The sequence below is a fragment of the Paenibacillus sp. FSL F4-0100 genome (genome assembly GCF_037993005.1).
Taxonomy (GTDB): Bacteria; Bacillota; Bacilli; order Paenibacillales; family Paenibacillaceae; genus Paenibacillus_AQ.
The window spans coordinates 3,538,463-3,555,608 of the sequence record NZ_CP150303.1; the positions used below are offsets into that span (position 1 = coordinate 3,538,463).

Annotated in this window: 17 protein-coding genes; 13 read left to right on the top strand and 4 right to left on the bottom strand. The window is 46.7% G+C overall.

Features of this window, described 5'->3' with window-relative positions; all coding sequences use genetic code 11:
- Nucleotide 1: 1 nt before the first annotated feature.
- From MHH48_RS16015 to MHH48_RS16055, 9 genes are all read left to right on the top strand, one after another.
- On the top strand, nt 2–898 hold the full coding sequence (locus MHH48_RS16015; protein ID WP_083659695.1) for a carbohydrate ABC transporter permease: 897 nt from the start codon (nt 2–4) through the stop codon (nt 896–898).
- 63 nt (nt 899–961) lie between these two features.
- Nucleotides 962–2,554: an ABC transporter substrate-binding protein gene (locus tag MHH48_RS16020; RefSeq protein WP_076323275.1), complete on the top strand. Its 1,593-nt coding sequence runs from the start codon at nt 962–964 to the stop codon at nt 2,552–2,554.
- A 119-nt stretch (nt 2,555–2,673) separates the two neighbouring features.
- A complete protein-coding gene (locus tag MHH48_RS16025; protein ID WP_076323276.1) occupies nt 2,674–3,804 on the top strand; it encodes a GntR family transcriptional regulator in 1,131 nt (376 codons plus the stop codon).
- A gap of 252 nt (nt 3,805–4,056) precedes the next feature.
- The gene (locus MHH48_RS16030) at nt 4,057–5,016 is read left to right on the top strand and encodes an ATP-binding protein (RefSeq protein WP_076323277.1); all 960 of its coding nucleotides are present in this window, start codon (nt 4,057–4,059) and stop codon (nt 5,014–5,016) included.
- Nucleotides 5,017–5,030: 14 nt separating this feature from the next.
- Nucleotides 5,031–5,669, top strand: coding sequence for an RNA ligase family protein (locus tag MHH48_RS16035; protein ID WP_076323278.1), 639 nt, complete (start codon nt 5,031–5,033; stop codon nt 5,667–5,669).
- 290 nt (nt 5,670–5,959) lie between these two features.
- Nucleotides 5,960–6,370: a hypothetical protein gene (locus MHH48_RS16040; RefSeq protein WP_256720621.1), complete on the top strand. Its 411-nt coding sequence runs from the start codon at nt 5,960–5,962 to the stop codon at nt 6,368–6,370.
- Nucleotides 6,371–6,510: 140 nt separating this feature from the next.
- Nucleotides 6,511–6,774, top strand: a complete 264-nt coding sequence (locus tag MHH48_RS16045; protein WP_340390703.1) for a DUF4181 domain-containing protein — start codon at nt 6,511–6,513, stop codon at nt 6,772–6,774.
- 99 nt (nt 6,775–6,873) lie between these two features.
- Nucleotides 6,874–7,323 carry a DUF1569 domain-containing protein gene (locus tag MHH48_RS16050; RefSeq protein ID WP_076323281.1) on the top strand — a complete coding sequence of 150 codons (450 nt, stop codon included), beginning with the start codon at nt 6,874–6,876 and terminating at the stop codon, nt 7,321–7,323.
- Nucleotides 7,324–7,444: 121 nt separating this feature from the next.
- Complete coding sequence (locus MHH48_RS16055; protein WP_076323282.1) at nt 7,445–8,449, top strand: MerR family transcriptional regulator; 1,005 nt, start codon at nt 7,445–7,447, stop codon at nt 8,447–8,449.
- A gap of 69 nt (nt 8,450–8,518) precedes the next feature.
- On the opposite strand, the gene MHH48_RS16060 is transcribed toward MHH48_RS16055, so the two are convergent.
- The 3 genes from MHH48_RS16060 to MHH48_RS16070 form a co-directional block, all read right to left on the bottom strand.
- On the bottom strand, nt 8,519–9,979 hold the full coding sequence (locus MHH48_RS16060) for an alpha/beta fold hydrolase (protein ID WP_076323283.1): 1,461 nt from the start codon (nt 9,977–9,979) through the stop codon (nt 8,519–8,521).
- A gap of 327 nt (nt 9,980–10,306) precedes the next feature.
- Nucleotides 10,307–10,792: a hypothetical protein gene (locus MHH48_RS16065; protein WP_076323284.1), complete on the bottom strand. Its 486-nt coding sequence runs from the start codon at nt 10,790–10,792 to the stop codon at nt 10,307–10,309.
- 100 nt (nt 10,793–10,892) lie between these two features.
- Entirely contained in the window at nt 10,893–11,543 is a 651-nt protein-coding gene (locus tag MHH48_RS16070; protein ID WP_076323285.1) for a hypothetical protein, read from the bottom strand.
- Between the two features lie 165 nt (nt 11,544–11,708).
- Between MHH48_RS16070 and MHH48_RS16075 the strand changes: the two genes are divergently transcribed.
- Nucleotides 11,709–11,831, top strand: a complete 123-nt coding sequence (locus tag MHH48_RS16075; protein ID WP_256720576.1) for a hypothetical protein — start codon at nt 11,709–11,711, stop codon at nt 11,829–11,831.
- Nucleotides 11,832–12,002: 171 nt separating this feature from the next.
- On the opposite strand, the gene MHH48_RS16080 is transcribed toward MHH48_RS16075, so the two are convergent.
- Nucleotides 12,003–12,890: an AraC family transcriptional regulator gene (locus tag MHH48_RS16080; RefSeq protein WP_076323286.1), complete on the bottom strand. Its 888-nt coding sequence runs from the start codon at nt 12,888–12,890 to the stop codon at nt 12,003–12,005.
- A gap of 123 nt (nt 12,891–13,013) precedes the next feature.
- On the opposite strand from MHH48_RS16080, the gene MHH48_RS16085 reads away from it, so the two are divergent.
- The 3 genes from MHH48_RS16085 to MHH48_RS16095 all read left to right on the top strand — a co-directional run bounded on the left by MHH48_RS16085 (nt 13,014) and on the right by MHH48_RS16095 (nt 17,076).
- Nucleotides 13,014–13,796, top strand: a complete 783-nt coding sequence (locus tag MHH48_RS16085; RefSeq protein ID WP_076323287.1) for a phytanoyl-CoA dioxygenase family protein — start codon at nt 13,014–13,016, stop codon at nt 13,794–13,796.
- Between the two features lie 188 nt (nt 13,797–13,984).
- Nucleotides 13,985–15,748 carry a histidine kinase gene (locus tag MHH48_RS16090; protein WP_076323288.1) on the top strand — a complete coding sequence of 588 codons (1,764 nt, stop codon included), beginning with the start codon at nt 13,985–13,987 and terminating at the stop codon, nt 15,746–15,748.
- Nucleotides 15,733–17,076, top strand: coding sequence for a response regulator (locus tag MHH48_RS16095; RefSeq protein WP_076323289.1), 1,344 nt, complete (start codon nt 15,733–15,735; stop codon nt 17,074–17,076). The genes MHH48_RS16090 and MHH48_RS16095 overlap by 16 nt, the downstream gene beginning before the upstream one ends.
- Nucleotides 17,077–17,146: the final 70 nt, after the last annotated feature.

Consider the following 17,146-nt stretch of genomic DNA (forward strand, 5'->3'; position numbering starts at 1 on the left):
AGTGCTGCTGAACATCAAACGAACGCCTAGAGAAAAGCTGGCCGATATCATCCTTTTAGTGCTGTCCGTCCTCGTGATCATCGCCATTTTGTACCCGCTTCTCTTTGTCTTGTTTGCTTCATTTTCCGATCCGCGCCAAATATGGGACAAGCCTCTGCTGCTGTTCCCGGCTGGCTTCAACCTGGACAGTTATGCCAAAGTGTTCGAGAACAGCGAGATCTGGAGAGGGTATGCCAATACGCTCCTGTACGCATTCATCGGGACGGCGATCAATATTATGATGACGGTATTTGGCGCTTATCCGCTCTCCAGAAAGCGCTTTTACGGCAAGGGACTGTTTACGCTGCTGTTTGCCTTTACAATGTTTTTCGGCGGTGGGCTGATCCCTCTTTATTTGGTAAACAAGGAGCTTGGTTTGCTGAATACGATGTGGGCCTTGGTACTGCCTGGTGCGATCAGCGCCTACAACATGATTATTATGCGAACCTACTTCCAGACCCGGATTCCGGTGGAGCTCGAAGAGAGCGCCTACGTTGATGGCTGCAATGATTTTCATATGCTGTACCGAATTGTCCTGCCTTTGTCCATGCCGATCATTGCCGTCATGATCCTGTTTTACGGTGTCGGCCACTGGAACTCTTATTTTGACGCTATGATTTATTTGACGGATCGGAATAAATTTCCGCTGCAGCTGATTTTAAGGGAAATACTGGTTCAGAACGACTTCAAGGAAATGGCCGGAATTTCGGTCGGTGCCGAATATGCGGATCAGATGATGGTCAAGGAAGGCCTGAAATATGCGATCGTCGTATTATCCGCACTGCCGCTGCTCCTGTTGTATCCGCTGCTGTCGCGTTTCTTTGAGAAAGGCATCATGGTGGGAGCTATCAAAGGGTAAAGCCGATATGGGAGCGGACATTACCGCTTGGAACTCATAATCATGGAAAGAGGGGATATGGATATGAGAAAAGGAATGAATCTTCTGCTTGCCTTAACGATGACATTCTCGCTTACGCTTTCCGCCTGCAGCGGTTCGGGGGGAAAGGCGGAGCCGGAACCAGCCGGAACGGACGGAGATCCCGGCAGTATCAAGTTAAGGATCGTCAAGCGCGGGTATACCGATGTGCATCCTCCGGCCGATCAATTATGGATGTGGCAAAAATACGAAGAAATGTCCGGCATTCAAGTCGAATTTGAAGAGTTGGCGGGCTCCGCCGTGACCGAAAGGAAAAATGTCATGCTCGGCTCCAACGACCTGCCAGATGCATTCTATCGCATTGCTTTCGGCACCGACGAGCTGATGAAATACGGCAAACAGGGCTTGTTTGTTCCGCTCGAGGACCTGATTGAACAGCATGCGCCGAATTTGAATAAACTCTTAAAGGACAACCCGGATATTAAGGGAGCTATAACGATGTCGGACGGACATATTTATGCCCTGCCTTACGTCGATTTCTCTAAAGCGTTCAATTCCGTTCGCCTGTATATCCACAAGGGTTGGCTCGATGAAGCGGGGCTTGATGTTCCGAAGACGACCGAAGAGTTTCGCCAGGCGCTGAAAAAGGTGCGGGAGAAGGACAGCTCGCGTTTGGGCTGGGTGCTCGAGTCTTCCTATTGGACCTTCCTGGAGAGCTTCCTGGCTGGCAGCTTCGGTATGGGAGAAGGCGGTGCTAAGGCATTCGGTCAATATCTATATAAAGACGCGGACGGACAGGTCAAGACGACGTTTAATGATCCGAAGTACAGAGAGCTGCTCCGCTACATGAGCGATCTGTATAAGGACGGGTCGCTGGCCCAGCAAAATTTCACGACAGGCTACGATTATGCGAAGTGGTCTACGGACGGTTCCAACAATCTGATCGGTTCGTTTGTATGGGAAGGTCCGGGATATATCGGGAAGGATGCAGCTGAAAACTATGTGGGCATTCATGCCCTGGAAGGGCCGAACGGGGACAAGGTCGCAGGGGTGTTGGGGCCGCCGGCTAAAGGAATCTTCGGTTTCGTGATAACTAACAAAAACAAATACCCGGTTGAAACCATCAAGTGGATCGATTACTTCTATGGGGAGGAAGGGATTAACTTTGCCACCTTTGGACTTGAGGGCGAAACCTACGACTTGGTCGACGGCAAACCGAAATACAAGGACGAGATTTTAAACTACAAGGGCGGTGTACAGCTGGGCGCTTTCCAGTATGTCGATAACGTGTATGGTGCTTATTATCCATATGTTGAGCCTGACGACGATTTGCGGATGGCGGCGCGCGGGACGACGGTGGCTGACGAAATCAAAGCGGATCCTGCAGAGCTTGATGAGCTTGCGCCCAAAGAGCTTTGGCCGGATTTTGTTCCCACGGATGACGAAGCCAATCAAACCAGCGCGATCCTGACCGACATTAATAAGTATATCGAGGAGATGCGGGTGAAATTCGTTACGGGGAAAGCGAACCTGGACACCGACTGGGATAACTACGTAAAGACCCTGGACAAAATGGGCGCCCAGCGCTATCTGGAAATCAAAAAAGCGCAGTATGAACGTTATTCAAATGTAAAGTAATCGAAATGGTGCAAAGAACGGATGAAAGGAGCGGTTTACATGCCAATGATGCAAACGCTATAATTTTAGTACGACAAGATTAACACTGGAAAATAGATAAAGATGGGATGAGAACCAAGTTGACCAAAGACAATAAACCTCCGCTGTACCGCGTGATTATGGACGAGCTGAAATCGCAAATCTCTTCGGGCCACTATCCTCCTGAAGCCCAGCTTCCCACGGAGGCCGAGCTGAGCTCCACCTTCGGCGTGAGCCGTATTACAACAAGAAGAGCACTCGAGGAGCTGGAGCGGGACGGGTTTATCTACCGCATCAAGGGAAGCGGCAGCTTTGTCAAACCCCGGCAACGTGGACAGGAGCAGCGGTCGGTTGGAACGGAAAAAATGATATCGCTTATCCTGCCTTCCGAAGACGACCGCGGTACGATGGGATATATTCGCGGAGCTTCGGACTGGCTCAACGCGAACGGATATTATTTGAGCATTCACCAAAGTGATTATGATTCCCAGAAAGAACGGGATTTGCTGGAAATGCTGACCCGAAAGGGCATCGCGGCCATCATATTGTATCCGCGGAACGATCAGACGAACTACGACATTCTGCATCGACTATGCCTTGAAGATTATCCGATCGTAACCATCGATAAATATTTTGACAGTCTGCCGCTAGGGGCGGTGGTTTCCGACAATTTCAATGGGTCCTATCAAGCCGTATCAAGATTGATTGAGCTCGGTCATCGAAAGATTGCGTTTCTAACAGCGGTCAGCATTGAATCGACCTCTTCGGTGCGTAACCGTTATTTCGGATACTGCCAAGCGCTGAAGGACCATGGGCTTCCCGTCGATAGCCGTTATATCAGGCTGAATATGAAGGATTATCGGGAGAAGGTTGGCTTTGAGCGATTTTATAATGAACTGCTGGACTCTTACCGTGCGGAAGAGGTAACGGCTGTTCAGACGGAGAATGATCTGATCGCGGCCAACTTGCTGAACCGCTGTTTGGAACGAGGGATCCGCATTCCGGAGGATATTTCGATCATAGGCTTTGATAATAACCCTGTCACAGAGCATGTCATGATCCCGCTGACCACCGTTGAGCAGAATTTTTACGAGATTGGACGCCAAGCAGCAGAACATGTTGTAAACAGGTTGGAGAGAGGGAAACAGACACCGGACCGGACACTGATCCCCGTCAAGCTGGTGGAGCGTGATACGACCGCTCCTGCTCCAAAAGGGAAAGTTATTGAGTAGATATGATATGTAGGCATGTTATGAAGGCTGATTGCCATGCAGGACTTCTTACCTGCGGCAATCAGCCTTTTTATAGGTATGTAAAAGTTGAGTATAAAAGTTCTCTACTTACTTAAACACTCCGTAAGGATGGTACATTGTTTAGAGGAAGGATTTCGATAAGCGATGTCCATTAGAAGGTTGAGTCGTTTATCCCTCCGGACACGTAAACATGACACCAAGCGAACCAAGACCTGAAGGGAGGTGAATTACATGTGTACGATTCATATGCTGGTCGGGATACCCGGCAGCGGAAAAAGCTATCATGCCAAACAATTATGTAAAAGCCAGCGGGCCGTCATCGTTGCGACGGACTCGATCCGTGAAAGATTGTTCGGCAGCGAATCCAAACAGAAAAATACGTATCTGGTATTTGACGAAGCTTTCGCCGAGATCGAACAGGCGCTTGCGTTCGGACGAAATGTCGTTTTTGATGCCACCAATGTCAGCCGGGAGCGGAGACAGAAGTTCCTGAAGCGATTTGGCGATAGATCAGTGGAGTGCCATATCTGCACAACCCCATATGAAGTGGCTCTGGAACGAGTCAAGGGACGAAAACGCCGGCTCGATGAGAAGGTCATGACGAAATTTGCCAAAAATCTTGAATTCCCTGTAAGGGGTGAAGGATTCAGTGAACTGCATCTCGTTCATGAGCAGGGCGAAACTCAGCTTACAAGAGAAGAACTGGAAGCGCTGCTAACACGTAAACCGGGTCATGATGAGTTATTTGGCTATTTGTCCCAATCCCCCTATTTCAACGTGATGCTGGGATATGATCAGGAGAATCCGCATCATTCCAAAACGTTGTCGGAGCACACGTTTGCCGTGCTGGAATATATCAATGCTTTCTATGAAGGCGAGTATTTGCTTGCTATGCAATTAGCAGCGCTGCTCCATGACGCAGGTAAGCCGTTTTGCAAAGTATGGAAGCAAGCAAGAGGTTATTATTCCTATTATGGGCATGAGCATGTATCGGCAAGCATAACCTGCCATACATTGAAGGACCTCGGATATGATGATGCATTTATTCAGCACGTCGTTCAACTTGTAAGCTTTCATATGGAAATTTTGCATGGAGGGGATGCCGGGGCATCCAAGATCTATCATTTGTTAGGCGAAGATATGCTGGCCGAGCTATATTTCTTCGCAGAAGCCGACACTTTCGGCAAATAAGGAGGTGAACAACGATGAAAATAAAATATCCCAAAACGATGCATTTGCCCTGGTCCAGAGGTTATACGGATGACGATAAGATTTTACGGAGTACTGATCATTTTACGGGGCAGGAAGTTGTCATTACCGAGAAAATGGACGGGGAAAACACCACGATGTACCCCAATTTCATCCATGCCAGATCTCTGGACAGCAAGGATCATCCTTCGCGTCATTATGTGAAGACGCTGCATGGTGGCATCCAGTTTTTGATTCCGGAAGGATATCGTCTCTGCGGGGAAAACGTATACGCCAAGCATTCACTTTCGTATTCGGCGCTGCCTGCCTATTACATGCTGTTTTCGGTGTGGAATGAGTATAATGTTTGCCTGTCATGGGACGAGACGGAGGCTTGGGCGGAACGTCTGGGACTTATAACGGTTCCTGTCTTGTACCGGGGAATCTGGGACGAGGCTGCTGCCAAAGCTTGTTATACGAAGCAGTCAAACTGCGGAGGGGAGCAGGAAGGTTATGTGGTTCGGCTGGCTTCCTCATTCGCTTATGGCGATTTTAAGCGCAGCGTTGCCAAGTTTGTACGCAAGAATCACGTACAAACCGATGAGCATTGGCTAAGCAAACCGATCGAATCGAATCGTTTGGCTTCTGGGGAATAAACAGTAAGAATGAATAATTTACCGATGATTTCTAGAAAACGAGGTGTTGATCATGTAATTCTAAGTTGCTATTTATATGAGATGATGTGAATACTTAGACACGAGCTGCCGCTGAAATCGGGGCTTTTTTTATTGCTTTTGTACATACTGGTTACCACATTTTGTTAGTTCAAGTATAATGAACCTATACATAAGGATGAAAAACAGAACCATCTTGATTCCAAGATAGGAGATATGAGATGAATAAGAAAAGGATGTTTCGAGTTTCTGCTCCGTCAGGGGGCAGATTGATGATTTCGATGTTGATTTTAATCGCTATTCTTCTTGGCAACATAATAAGAGGCCATGAAGAAAAGGACATCTTTTATTATGTATGGATTGTATGGTTGGTTCTTTGCTCCGCCGTATTCGTCATCACCGTATATAGAACCTACGTGAAGAAGCCAAGTGTGATGGAAATGCATCAAGACGGAATTGTTATAAACGGTACAGAAATAAACGCTGAAGCTGTAGCATGTTTATTGATCAACGATAACAAGAAGCGGGTAATCGGGATCAAGCCAAAAGGGCGTAAATTAGTCCCCTTAAAGTTATGTTTTACGTTCGCTGAGGAGCAGGCGGAAGGGATCAGGCAGCTGGAAACATGGGCACAAGAACGTCATGTGAAGATATCAAAGGGATTTTTTATGAGATGGTTGTAGAGTAACGTAGAATGAGTATTTAGTTTATTGCCCTAAATTGAAGGAGGATGATAATGGAGGGGTTATACTCATTTATTATCCTTGTTATTTGTGTTGGTCAATGGGTCCTAAGCAAGATCATCGATGTTGGGGAGGAAGAAATGCGTGACACCCCAGTGTATAAATGGTATCTTCTGGGCTCATGGGCTTTATTAATTCCGATACTCATCCTTGTATGGACCATGGATAGGAGCAGACCCTATCCCATATGGCCATTCTTATTCACCGTAATCTTCTGCTTTCGCGGGTATATGGAGTGGAAATATATACGCGAAACCAGGCGTCATCAAGTCTCAATCCTATTGGCAGCAGCTTCTCTTTCGTTCACAGGTCTAATGATATTAATTCTTTTTTTTAAATATTAAATCAAGAAAGCAATCAAGAAGAAATGTCCGAAGATGGGTCGTCTATAATGTAATCAGGTGTTTAGACATGGATTTTATTATAGGGAGAGGCAATCAATCATGAATAGTATGTTCAATCAATTGGATATGACCCAAATATTAAACCGAATCGACACATTAAACTCTCAATCACAACCGTTATGGGGAAAAATGGATGTTGCCAAAATGCTGGCTCACTGCTCTGCGTTCCAAGACATAGCCATGGGCATCACAAACCCGCCAAGAGGCTGGTTAGGTAGGTTGGTAGGGAATTTCGCGAAGCCCGTTTTTTATAATGACAAACCGTTACCCCGCAATATGTCTACCATTCCGGATATTATGATTGTGGATGCAAGAGAATTTGAAATGGAAAGAGCACGATTGAAAGAAAAAATCATAGCGTTCCAAAAGAACGGACCTGAGAGATGTACCACGAAGCCCCATTCATTCTTCGGTAAACTGACCCCGGAGCAATGGGGAAAAGGGTTATACAAGCATCTGGACCATCATCTAAAACAGTTTGGCGTTTAAGTCTCAAGAAACCGCAGACTCGCGGTATCTTTAATTCCTTAGGGTTCTATTCATGTCCTACAGCTTTATATGAAGGCATGCGACTTAAGATGGTATATACTATCTAATTGAGGTGAGTGGAGTGTATTCATACAAAGAGATCAGCTTACAGAGAGATGGGAACCGTAATTCCGTAACACATAAAGACGAAACTTATTCGAGCGGACAAGTTGCTGCATTGTTGGGGTCTACTGTAAAAACGGTCCGTTACTATGATAAGATCGGGTTGCTTAAGCCCTCAAATTACACCGAGGGAGGGCACCGGCTGTATGCGAAGGATGATATTTGGCGTTTACAACTCATTACAACGCTGCGCTTTCTAGATTTCGAAATTGATGAGATACGCAGGCTCATAGCTGGCGAAATCGAAATTGCTTCAGCCTTGGATTGGCAGATTGAGTCCTTGGAGGCGCAAGTTAGCACTCTGACGAGTATGATCTCGATTTTGCGTCAAGCGAAGACACACGACGAGGATTCGTTAGATTATATTCAAGACTTGGTCAAGACACGGACAACCAATAGTGAGAAGCGGAATCAATTTATGATGGATAAATTGGAGGATTCCAAATTTCTGGATGGAGTCCCTCAGGAATGGAGAAGATCATTTCTCTATTTCTTTAATAAATGTATTGTTAATCAAGTCAAAATAACGGCTAAACAAGCGTTTGTCTGGGATGAATTACAGGCGTTAATTAACGATCCCCAGTTTATTCCGGACCTGGTCCAAGATGAATTTCTTTTTTTCAACATGGTCAACCAGCCAAGATGGGGTGCCTCCGTATGGCCCAAGAAGATTGAGGATATCCAAAACCGGCTGAATACAGCCTTGGAGCGCAACCTTCCAGCTGGTAGTCCTTTCGTGCAATCCATCGTCGAGAATGCGGCCATGCTGTATGCAAACGCCGAACAGTCGATGAACCAAGAGGATGTTTTCCGTTACTTTGCGGAATATGCGAAGAGCCCTAGAACTGAACGTATTAAACGGTTCAATACATTGTGCGCAATTTTAAGCCCGGAATACCGCTTGTTCTCAAAAGGGAACAACTTACTGCTTCAAGGCATCGAATGGAGGCTCGGACATATGTGACCACGCATTACTGAAAAAATAACCGGGGCGATAACGCCCCGGCTAAGAAGTTAAATGCATCCTTGGAATTCAGTCTGCGCCTTTCTGCAGTGAAAACGAAGAATGCTCTCCAATATTTTGTTCCATTAATTTAAACGGCTGCTGCTTTAAATAATGGTTAAAGAAATCTAGACTGAATTCGTTAATCAGGCGATGTGCATTTCGCACATCAACACCTTCCATCCATGCTAGCACAGGTGAAAGCAAGTACGTATCAGAGAAGCCCATGTGCTTCATATTTTTTATCTTCAGCCAATAGTTCTCACCCGATGCCACGGAATTGTATCGTGATAACACTTCATCAAAGAACTTGTCCAGCTCCTCTCTTGTTGTTCCTTGGGAAGCGATATTCTCATCGCTCATATTGGCAGTTCCTGCTAGTGTGTCGTCAGCGCTCATCATCAGGAACGGTCCATTCACTCCATCCTCTGGAAGCCGTTGTTCTCCGAATAATCCACCGTCCATGTTGATGGCAGCTTTCAGTCTGGGATCCTTCAACAGGGTTTGAACGGCAGTCGCCCCACCATAGGAGTGACCAAACATGCCCATGTTGTCCGTATCCATACGGCCTGTAAACCGATGATCCGGATCATTCACCGCGATCTTCTCAACCTGATCGATTACAAACATCGTATCTTCCACCCAGACCTTATTTAATTGATCTAAGTATTCGTACCCGCTATCCTCCAGAGGAGAAAAATTTACAACACGACCATCAGGGAATACGGAAGTGGTGCTATAGTACGTGTGATCAATGCCGATTACGATATATCCATGACTGGCCAACTCTTCAATCTGAAAGGTGTTTTGGTTCTTAACTCCATTGAATCCATGCGAGAATAGGAGAACCGGGTAGGTAGTTTCCTTATTCGATAGTTCTGCACCTTTGATCGCATGCGTTTTAATCAGTCCAAGGTTTTTAAACAACTGCTTAGGCATATTGAGCGCTTGGCTGTATCCATCTTCGAAAATATCGGGGTGTGAGACATATGGCGCTTGTTTGCCTTTCGCCGAAGGATTGGCCGGGTACCAGATTTGTACCATTAACTCACGTTTATCGTCAGGTGTCGGCGTATTTGCTTCCTCACGCAGCTCATCTTTCCAATCATAAGTCACCGTTCCTATTTTATAGGGCCCCGTCGGCTTTTCAAACTTAAATACTGGGAGCAGGAGAGGCAGTGTCACCGCAATAGTAGAATACAGCACGGCCAGTGCAGCAATCAACGTGGTTTTAAATGGGAAGGCCTTCTTTTTGACTTTCTTTGATTTGGGAATGTACCTTAAGGCCAACACCATGATCGGGATAAACGTCATTGCATAGGCGGGGATCATTTGCCAACGCATTCCTTCGATAAGAATGTGCGCTAGCAGGAGTACGGCAGATATACCGAAACCAAAGATCAGATGTCGCTGCGGCTTGTTCCGAGCAAAGATCAACCAACCTAGCATAATCAGATTAAAGATGACAAACCACATTTCCAAAGTTCTCATAACAATGAAACCTCCTCAATTTCTGTTCTTGCTGTTTTTACAATGTAAGTATAAAACCTCCCCTAAGGGTACATTCAACAACAAAAAAATGAGCGTATGTATACGGTGCATTTAAGGAGTAAGAAGGAGGTAGGTTTTGTTAATACTTTGATATGATTGAACTAGAAAGCAGTGGGGGGTTCGTGTTTTCGGTTTTAGCTAACCGCTGATACTGAAAGAGAAATGAGATATGCAGTTATGATGCGTAAAAAAACCGTAGAGCCAGCACACAACGAAGTGGTTGGCTCTACGGGGGTGGAAGGTGTTGCTGCAGATTATGTATTTTCGTTATAACCAATCCTCGTATTTCTCCATCGTAAATTCGCCTTCCAGCTCCAACCGGGTATCCGGTTTACTGCCGTCATAATAGTCGACGTCCATCGTTGATCCGGTCCAATATACGTAAAATACGCCATTTCCTCTATACTCAATGCGTCCCCGGTTATCATTTACCTCCTGGTGCTCAAAATAATACAGTCTTGCATCCAGGCTTCTGGAGTTCTCGTTATAACCATGGGCTATCGCAAATTGCAGCGGTGCAAACTCATCTAGTTTTAACGTATCTAGATAAATCGTAAGCTCCGCGTCCGGATTGTTCAGTAATTCATCCGAATCCGGTAAACACTGGAGCGGCTCGGGATCCGTCTCCGTCTCAAACCAGAGCATGATTTGCGGCCGTTCATTGACTTGGGTTCGGGTGGCATAGGCTTTGGATTCGACCAAAGCGTGTTTTTCGGTTCCGTTATAACGGATTAAAGTTAAAGTCCCTGTCATGTGAATCTCCTTATCTATTTTTCCTTAAGCACATTGAACCCTTGCACCTACCGGTTTCATGCCTTGTATCGTTACGGTCTAATTGGCCGTCCAGACATCTTTACTGAAGCGATAAATATTCCAGCAGGGCATCCATTTGCTCGCTTCCCAAAAGATCAGTCAGTGATGGCATCACATGGGCGAGAAAATCCGGTTTTGTCTCATAAGTTTCTTCGTCGCTGGTTTCACCCTGGAAAAGCAGAGCTCCTTCAATGAGAATGGACAGCGCGTGAAAGCAATCCGCAAGCGAATTCGCGACCAGTTTAGGCTCGCCACCTTCGAATGCGGCGTATACGGGTGAACCACTGGCTTGGACGTCAACGATCAGGGGATCATCATTCACATTGGCAATCACGACGTGATGAGCTGGCCAAATGCTCGATTCTACGGTTTCACTCTCGTCGCTAATCCAGCGATAGCCCATTTGCTGCCGGACCAGATGCTCAGGAGACACAAAGTAGATGACAGCCGATTCTCCGATCTCAACCGCCGCGTTCTTCATTTTATGGGTTCCTTCGGCCTTAGCGTCAACCATCTCATAATGGCTGTATAGATAACTAAGCTCAGGAGACAGTGTTATGCGCTCATCTACAGTCGGCAGTTGAACTTCGGACCGCTGTCGTATTTCATGATCGGTGAAGAGCCCGAAATCTCGATTATATAAATCCTGTTGTTCTATGAATCTAGTTAAAGCCGCTTCCAGTTCCAGCATTTATTTCATCCCTTCCAGCATATTAACCGAATTATAACATGCCAAGTCACCGTGGTTAAGCATGGGGAATTCAAACTCAGGAATGAGATATGGTAGAGTATCCCTTATGGAGAGAATCTATGAAACGACTGAAGATGATATAACGGATGCTTAGGATGGTGTGTTATGAATTGGAACTATTCGGAAAGCGATGAAGCCTATGAGGCCATAGAGCGATATTGGAATCGTCTGTTTGTTAAAATACTGGGCGTTCATGACGCTGATGATTGGATTACGCCTTACTATTAACACCAGTTTGCGGATGGTACCCCGATGAGGGACGCTAATCCAATATTTTCGGCGTGCGGATGAACGATTTGACAATACAAGGTACACCCGAACTTCAAAGCGGTGATGGATTGGCTTGGCATAACGGTTCCCGTAGGAAATATCTATGAGCGGTAACATTGGTCCGAGAGATCATTCCTTATGATCCGCCTCTAAGGCCCATTTCGCTCGATAAGCGGCAGGGGGAATACCTTTGAACTTGGTGAACAGCCTTGTGAAGTAATGAACGGATGAGAACCCGGTTCGCTCTGCAATCACCTTGATGGGATCACGGGTATGCTGGAGCATTAACTCGGCCGCCCGGATGCGTTCGGTGCGAACCATGGAGGAAAAGGATTCATGAATGCTTTCCGCAAACAATCGGGATAAGTGCCGTTCGGACACATTCAGGTAAGCCGCCAGTTCGGGTAGTGACACAGGCCTGCTGAGGTTGTCTCTTATGTACAATTTGGCCTTTTGAATGAGTTGTAACGCGGATGAAAAGAGAGGCGCGCTTTCGAAGCTGCCGGAAGCCCCGAGCAGGACAGGTAAGGACTGGAGGAGTACATGTGCTAGCTTGGGCAAGAGCGATGCAGGCAGCGATGCCTCGGGTTCTGAGCGCATCAGCATGGATTTCCATATTTGGATGGCAGGCGAATCGCCCGCATGCTCGGTCCAAACGGCACATCGATGAAGAGCCTCTACGTATTTCACTGTTACTTCTTGGGCAAACGGTCTCTCCATCGCTTCAAACGCGACGAATAACAGATTCAGACTGTTTACGTCTTTGATCTGATGTAACCGACCTGGGCGCGTACAGAAGGCGACCCCATCATATAAGGGATAAGTCTGATCTCCGTCCATATATACACCGGTTCCACCGTCCACATAACAAATCTCATAGAATGAATGGCGGTGTAAGGAATTGGCCGTCAAATGCCGGACACTCCCCCAGTAATAGACGAGGAATGAGAGGCTTTCACCTTCAAGCCGTCCAGCATAACGATTAAGACGTTCCTCGCTTTTGCTCCATTGATACAAGGCATTAGCAGCTCCTTTGGCGTGATATTGCAAAACGTCGTCATCTTCGTGCAAATACGATTTCGCTTGCCCTTACTATAATGAACTCAGATAAACCATAACATATCGAGAGGGTGCATGGTGATGATGGACGAGAAGGAAATGCAATTTTACAAAGACAATGGGTACCTGCTGGTTCGAGGCGTTTATAATCAACAGGAAGTAGAGGATATGAGAGCGGCGGTTGATGGGATCATCCAAAGGGCGGCACGAGCCAAATCGGATCAAAACCATGCCTGGCAAGGTGACTTCCTGCCGCCTGAGCAGCTTAAGAAGCTGGTTCTGAAAGGCTTTCACGATGTGCACTACCATGATGCCGCGTTCATGAGAGCCGCAATCCATCCCCGAATGACAGAAGTGTTGAACGGAATCATCGGTCCGAACGTGCAACTGCATCACTCGAAAATGCTGGTGAAGCCTCCTGCTAACGGGGCCGCTTTTCCCATGCATCAAGATTATCCATATTTCCCTCATCGCGATCACACCATGTTAGCCGCCAGCGTTCATCTGGACGATGCCGATATGGAGAACGGCTGCCTATGCGTTGTGCCAGGATCCCATAAACAGGGCGTTTTGCCGCATATCGGCGCTTATTATTTGAACCACAAGGAGTATCCCTTATCCTCGGGAACCCCGTGCCCGGCGAAGGCGGGCGATGTGCTTTTCTTTAATTACCTGACCATTCATGGCTCGGACGTGAACCGGAGCGACCGTACGCGGAGAAACATCCTGTTCCAATATCGTGACGCTGCGGATGTGCCTACCGCGGATGTTCATTTCGATTGGGGAATGGGCTTAATGGTAAGCGGAACGAATCCGGATTTCAACAACGTGAAACCAAAATATGAAATTATCCGTTCGAAATGATCACGCAGTCGGATCCCTATGCTGAATTATAAGCCTGACTAAGCCCCTCAGCGGGGCTTTTTTCTATGCCTGGAACTTGTGCCTTGTCATGTTCACACCTAGCAATGTAAAAATAATTCGTTGTAATGTCGGCTGGCCCCCCTATACTAGATGATAATAGATCGGTTGATACCATATGGGGGGAAAGCATGAAACTTCAAGCTCCGGGCAAAGCATCGAAATGGTTTGTGTACCAGAAAATCGTCATTGTTTTTATTCTATTATTACTTCCTCTCATCTCGATGAATATTTGGTTGAATTATAAGGGGATGTCCGTTACGAAGGAGTCCCTCTTGAACTCCGCTACGGCTGGCGCATCCTTCTATTCCAAGCAGCTCGATAAAGAGATGTATTTTATTCGGAACTTGCAGCTGCAGCTGCTGAATGACAAGGATCTGCAGAAGCTGAGCTTTCGGGGCAGTATGCTTGAGGACTATGGCGAGGTGGAGCTGATTGATCAGGTCAGGGATCGGCTAGCAACCCTCATGGTTTCCAGCGAGTACATCGTGAACGCCGGGGTTTACGTGAAGGATGTCGGGAAAACGATCTCGACCACAACGGGCGTGACCAATACGCCGAATAAGGAAATGGCACTGATCTCCTCCATGATGACGGTTATGCCCAAGCCTTCTTTTTATAGAAGCGGCGACCGGATTTTTCTGATTGAAACTGAAAACAACGGCGGCATTTGGTCCTACATCGAAATTTCCCGATCCAAGCTGCTGGGGGCTTTAAGCGAAATCGCCAAGCTGTATCCGGAATCCGAAGTATTACTCGGGAGTAAAGAAGTGGGGACCATATTAACGACAGCTCTGCGGGCCGATGAGTCATCCGAGATTTTGAGCCATATTCTGGACAATCCCAGCCCGGAGCAAAGTGTGCCGGGGACGGGGGAGCTGAATGGTGTAGACTATTTTATCATCGAGAATGAAGTTAGCGCGCTGGATCTGTCCTTGGTCATGTATGTGAACCAGAATGAAATCACGCGGCCTTTAAGCCAATTCATTACATGGTTTTATACGTTGTTTATTCTGGCGGTGATCGTCATGGTGCTTTATTCGTTCTCGGTCAATCTGATGATCCACAGGCCACTGTCCAAGCTTGTTAAAGCCTTTCATATGATCGAAACCGATAATTTGAACATCATGATCGAGTCCAGAAGCAAAGATGAGTTTCATTATGTATTTAACGGGTTCAACAGGATGACGCATAAGCTCAAACATTCGATTGAGGAAAACTATGAGCAAAAAATAGCACTCCAGCACTCGCAGCTGAAGCAGCTGCAGTCTCAGATCAATCCGCATTTTCTATATAACAGCTTTTTCAATATTTATATGATGTGCAAGGTTGGAGACTCGGATAGCGCGGCGGAGCTCTCGCAAAAGCTGGGAAGCTACTATCAATACATCACGAGAAGCGGCTCCGACGAGGTGCCTTTCTATAAGGAATACAAGCATGCACTGGATTACTGCGACATTCAAGGTATCCGCTTCTCGAACCGGATTGCATATGAGCATAAGGAAATTTCGGACATCCCGCCGTCCATAACCGTTCCGAGACTCATCATACAGCCTATCGTGGAGAATGCGTTTGAGCACGCGTTCGAAGACGGTATGGAGGAGGGGAAATTATATATCAGCAGCGATTACCGGGAAGGCAAATTGCGTGTCACGGTGGAGGATAACGGGAAGCTGCTAACGAATGAGAGGCTGCAGTGTTTGCAGGACAGGCTGGCTATGGATTCGAAGCATATTGAAAAAACAGGATTGATCAACGTGAACAACCGGCTTCAGCTTAAATATGGGCTTGGAAGCGGATTATTCATCTCACGCAGCGCCTATGGCGGCTTAAAGGTGGATCTGATCATTATCATCGATGGGATAGAGGAGGCATCATCATGTACAGACTGTTGATCGTGGACGACGAACCTGTCATCGTTAACGGCTTGGTTCAGCTTTTTCAGGAGCAAACGCAATTGGAACTGGATGTATGCAAAGCTTATTCCGCCAAGGAAGCGCTGGAGATTGCCAGGAGAGTGAAGCTGGACATCCTGGTCAGCGATATACGAATGCCCCAAAAGAACGGGCTACAGCTTATTGATGAAATTACATACTATTGGCCGCATTGCCGAATCATTTTCCTGACCGGTTATAGTGAATTTGATTATGTGCATGAAGCACTGCGCAAAAACGTGGATAACTACATCCTGAAGACCGAAGGAATCGATCCGATTTTCCAAGCTGTCCAAGTGGCTTCTTCTAAACTTGATGAGGAAAACCGTCGCAGAATCCAGGCGGAAAAGGCAAAGGTGCATTTTCAAATCGCCGAACCTCTGCTGAAACGGGAGCTGATACGAAAGGTATTGAATGGAGAAGCCGCCCGTTCTCTGCTGTCCGAGTCCCGTTATGAAGAAGTGGAGTTCTGCATCGATGTAGACCAGCCGGCATTCTTTATCTTGGGAAGAATCGACGGTGCGTCGGAGACGAAAACAAAGGATGTGGCGCAAGCTGTTCAGATGACGTTTATCAACGATTTGCCCAATTCATTTGCATGTGAGCATGCTATTCTGGATGATGCCTTACAGGTATGGCTGCTGCAGCCGGACGTGGAGCTTCGGGATCGTTTTCGTGGTGATGCGCAGGAAAATGAGCTTCATTGGCATGGGGTTATGTCTTATATGAGAGGCATCCTGGAGCTGGTTCAGAATGAATGCGAAGAACTGCTCGGCGTTTATGTTTCTTTCGGGATCTCGGGCAATCTGCATGATAAGTGGTATACCTCGGGGCAGCAGCTTGATATTTTACGATCCATGCTGCAGAGCAGGGCTGCGCTTGGTCAAAATATGGTTATTGTGAACATCGAAAAGGCTAAAGAGTTTGAGGAAACGAACCAAGATTATGACCGCTTCAAGCAGGATGACATGAAATTCGACGTGATCGACCGGATCCATAAATATATCATGGAGCATTTATCCGGGGATGTCTCCTTGACCGCCATTGCGGAGGAGGTCCATTTTAACCCCTCCTATCTTTCGCGCTACTACAAGCAGCTGACAGGACACAACCTGCTGGAGTATATCCAGGCGAAGAAGCTGGAGGGGGCGCTCCATCTGATGTTGCATACGAATATGAAATTGCAGGAGATTGCCACTCGGCTCGGATTCGAATCTCCTTCGTATTTCACTACATTTTTCAAGAAAAAGATGGGGGTATCCCCTCAGGAATACCGAAATACCCAATAAGTAAAAAAAGTAAAAGCGATGTAAAAAACTTAAAATTGATAGCGCTTTCGGGCGGAATCTATAATGAGAC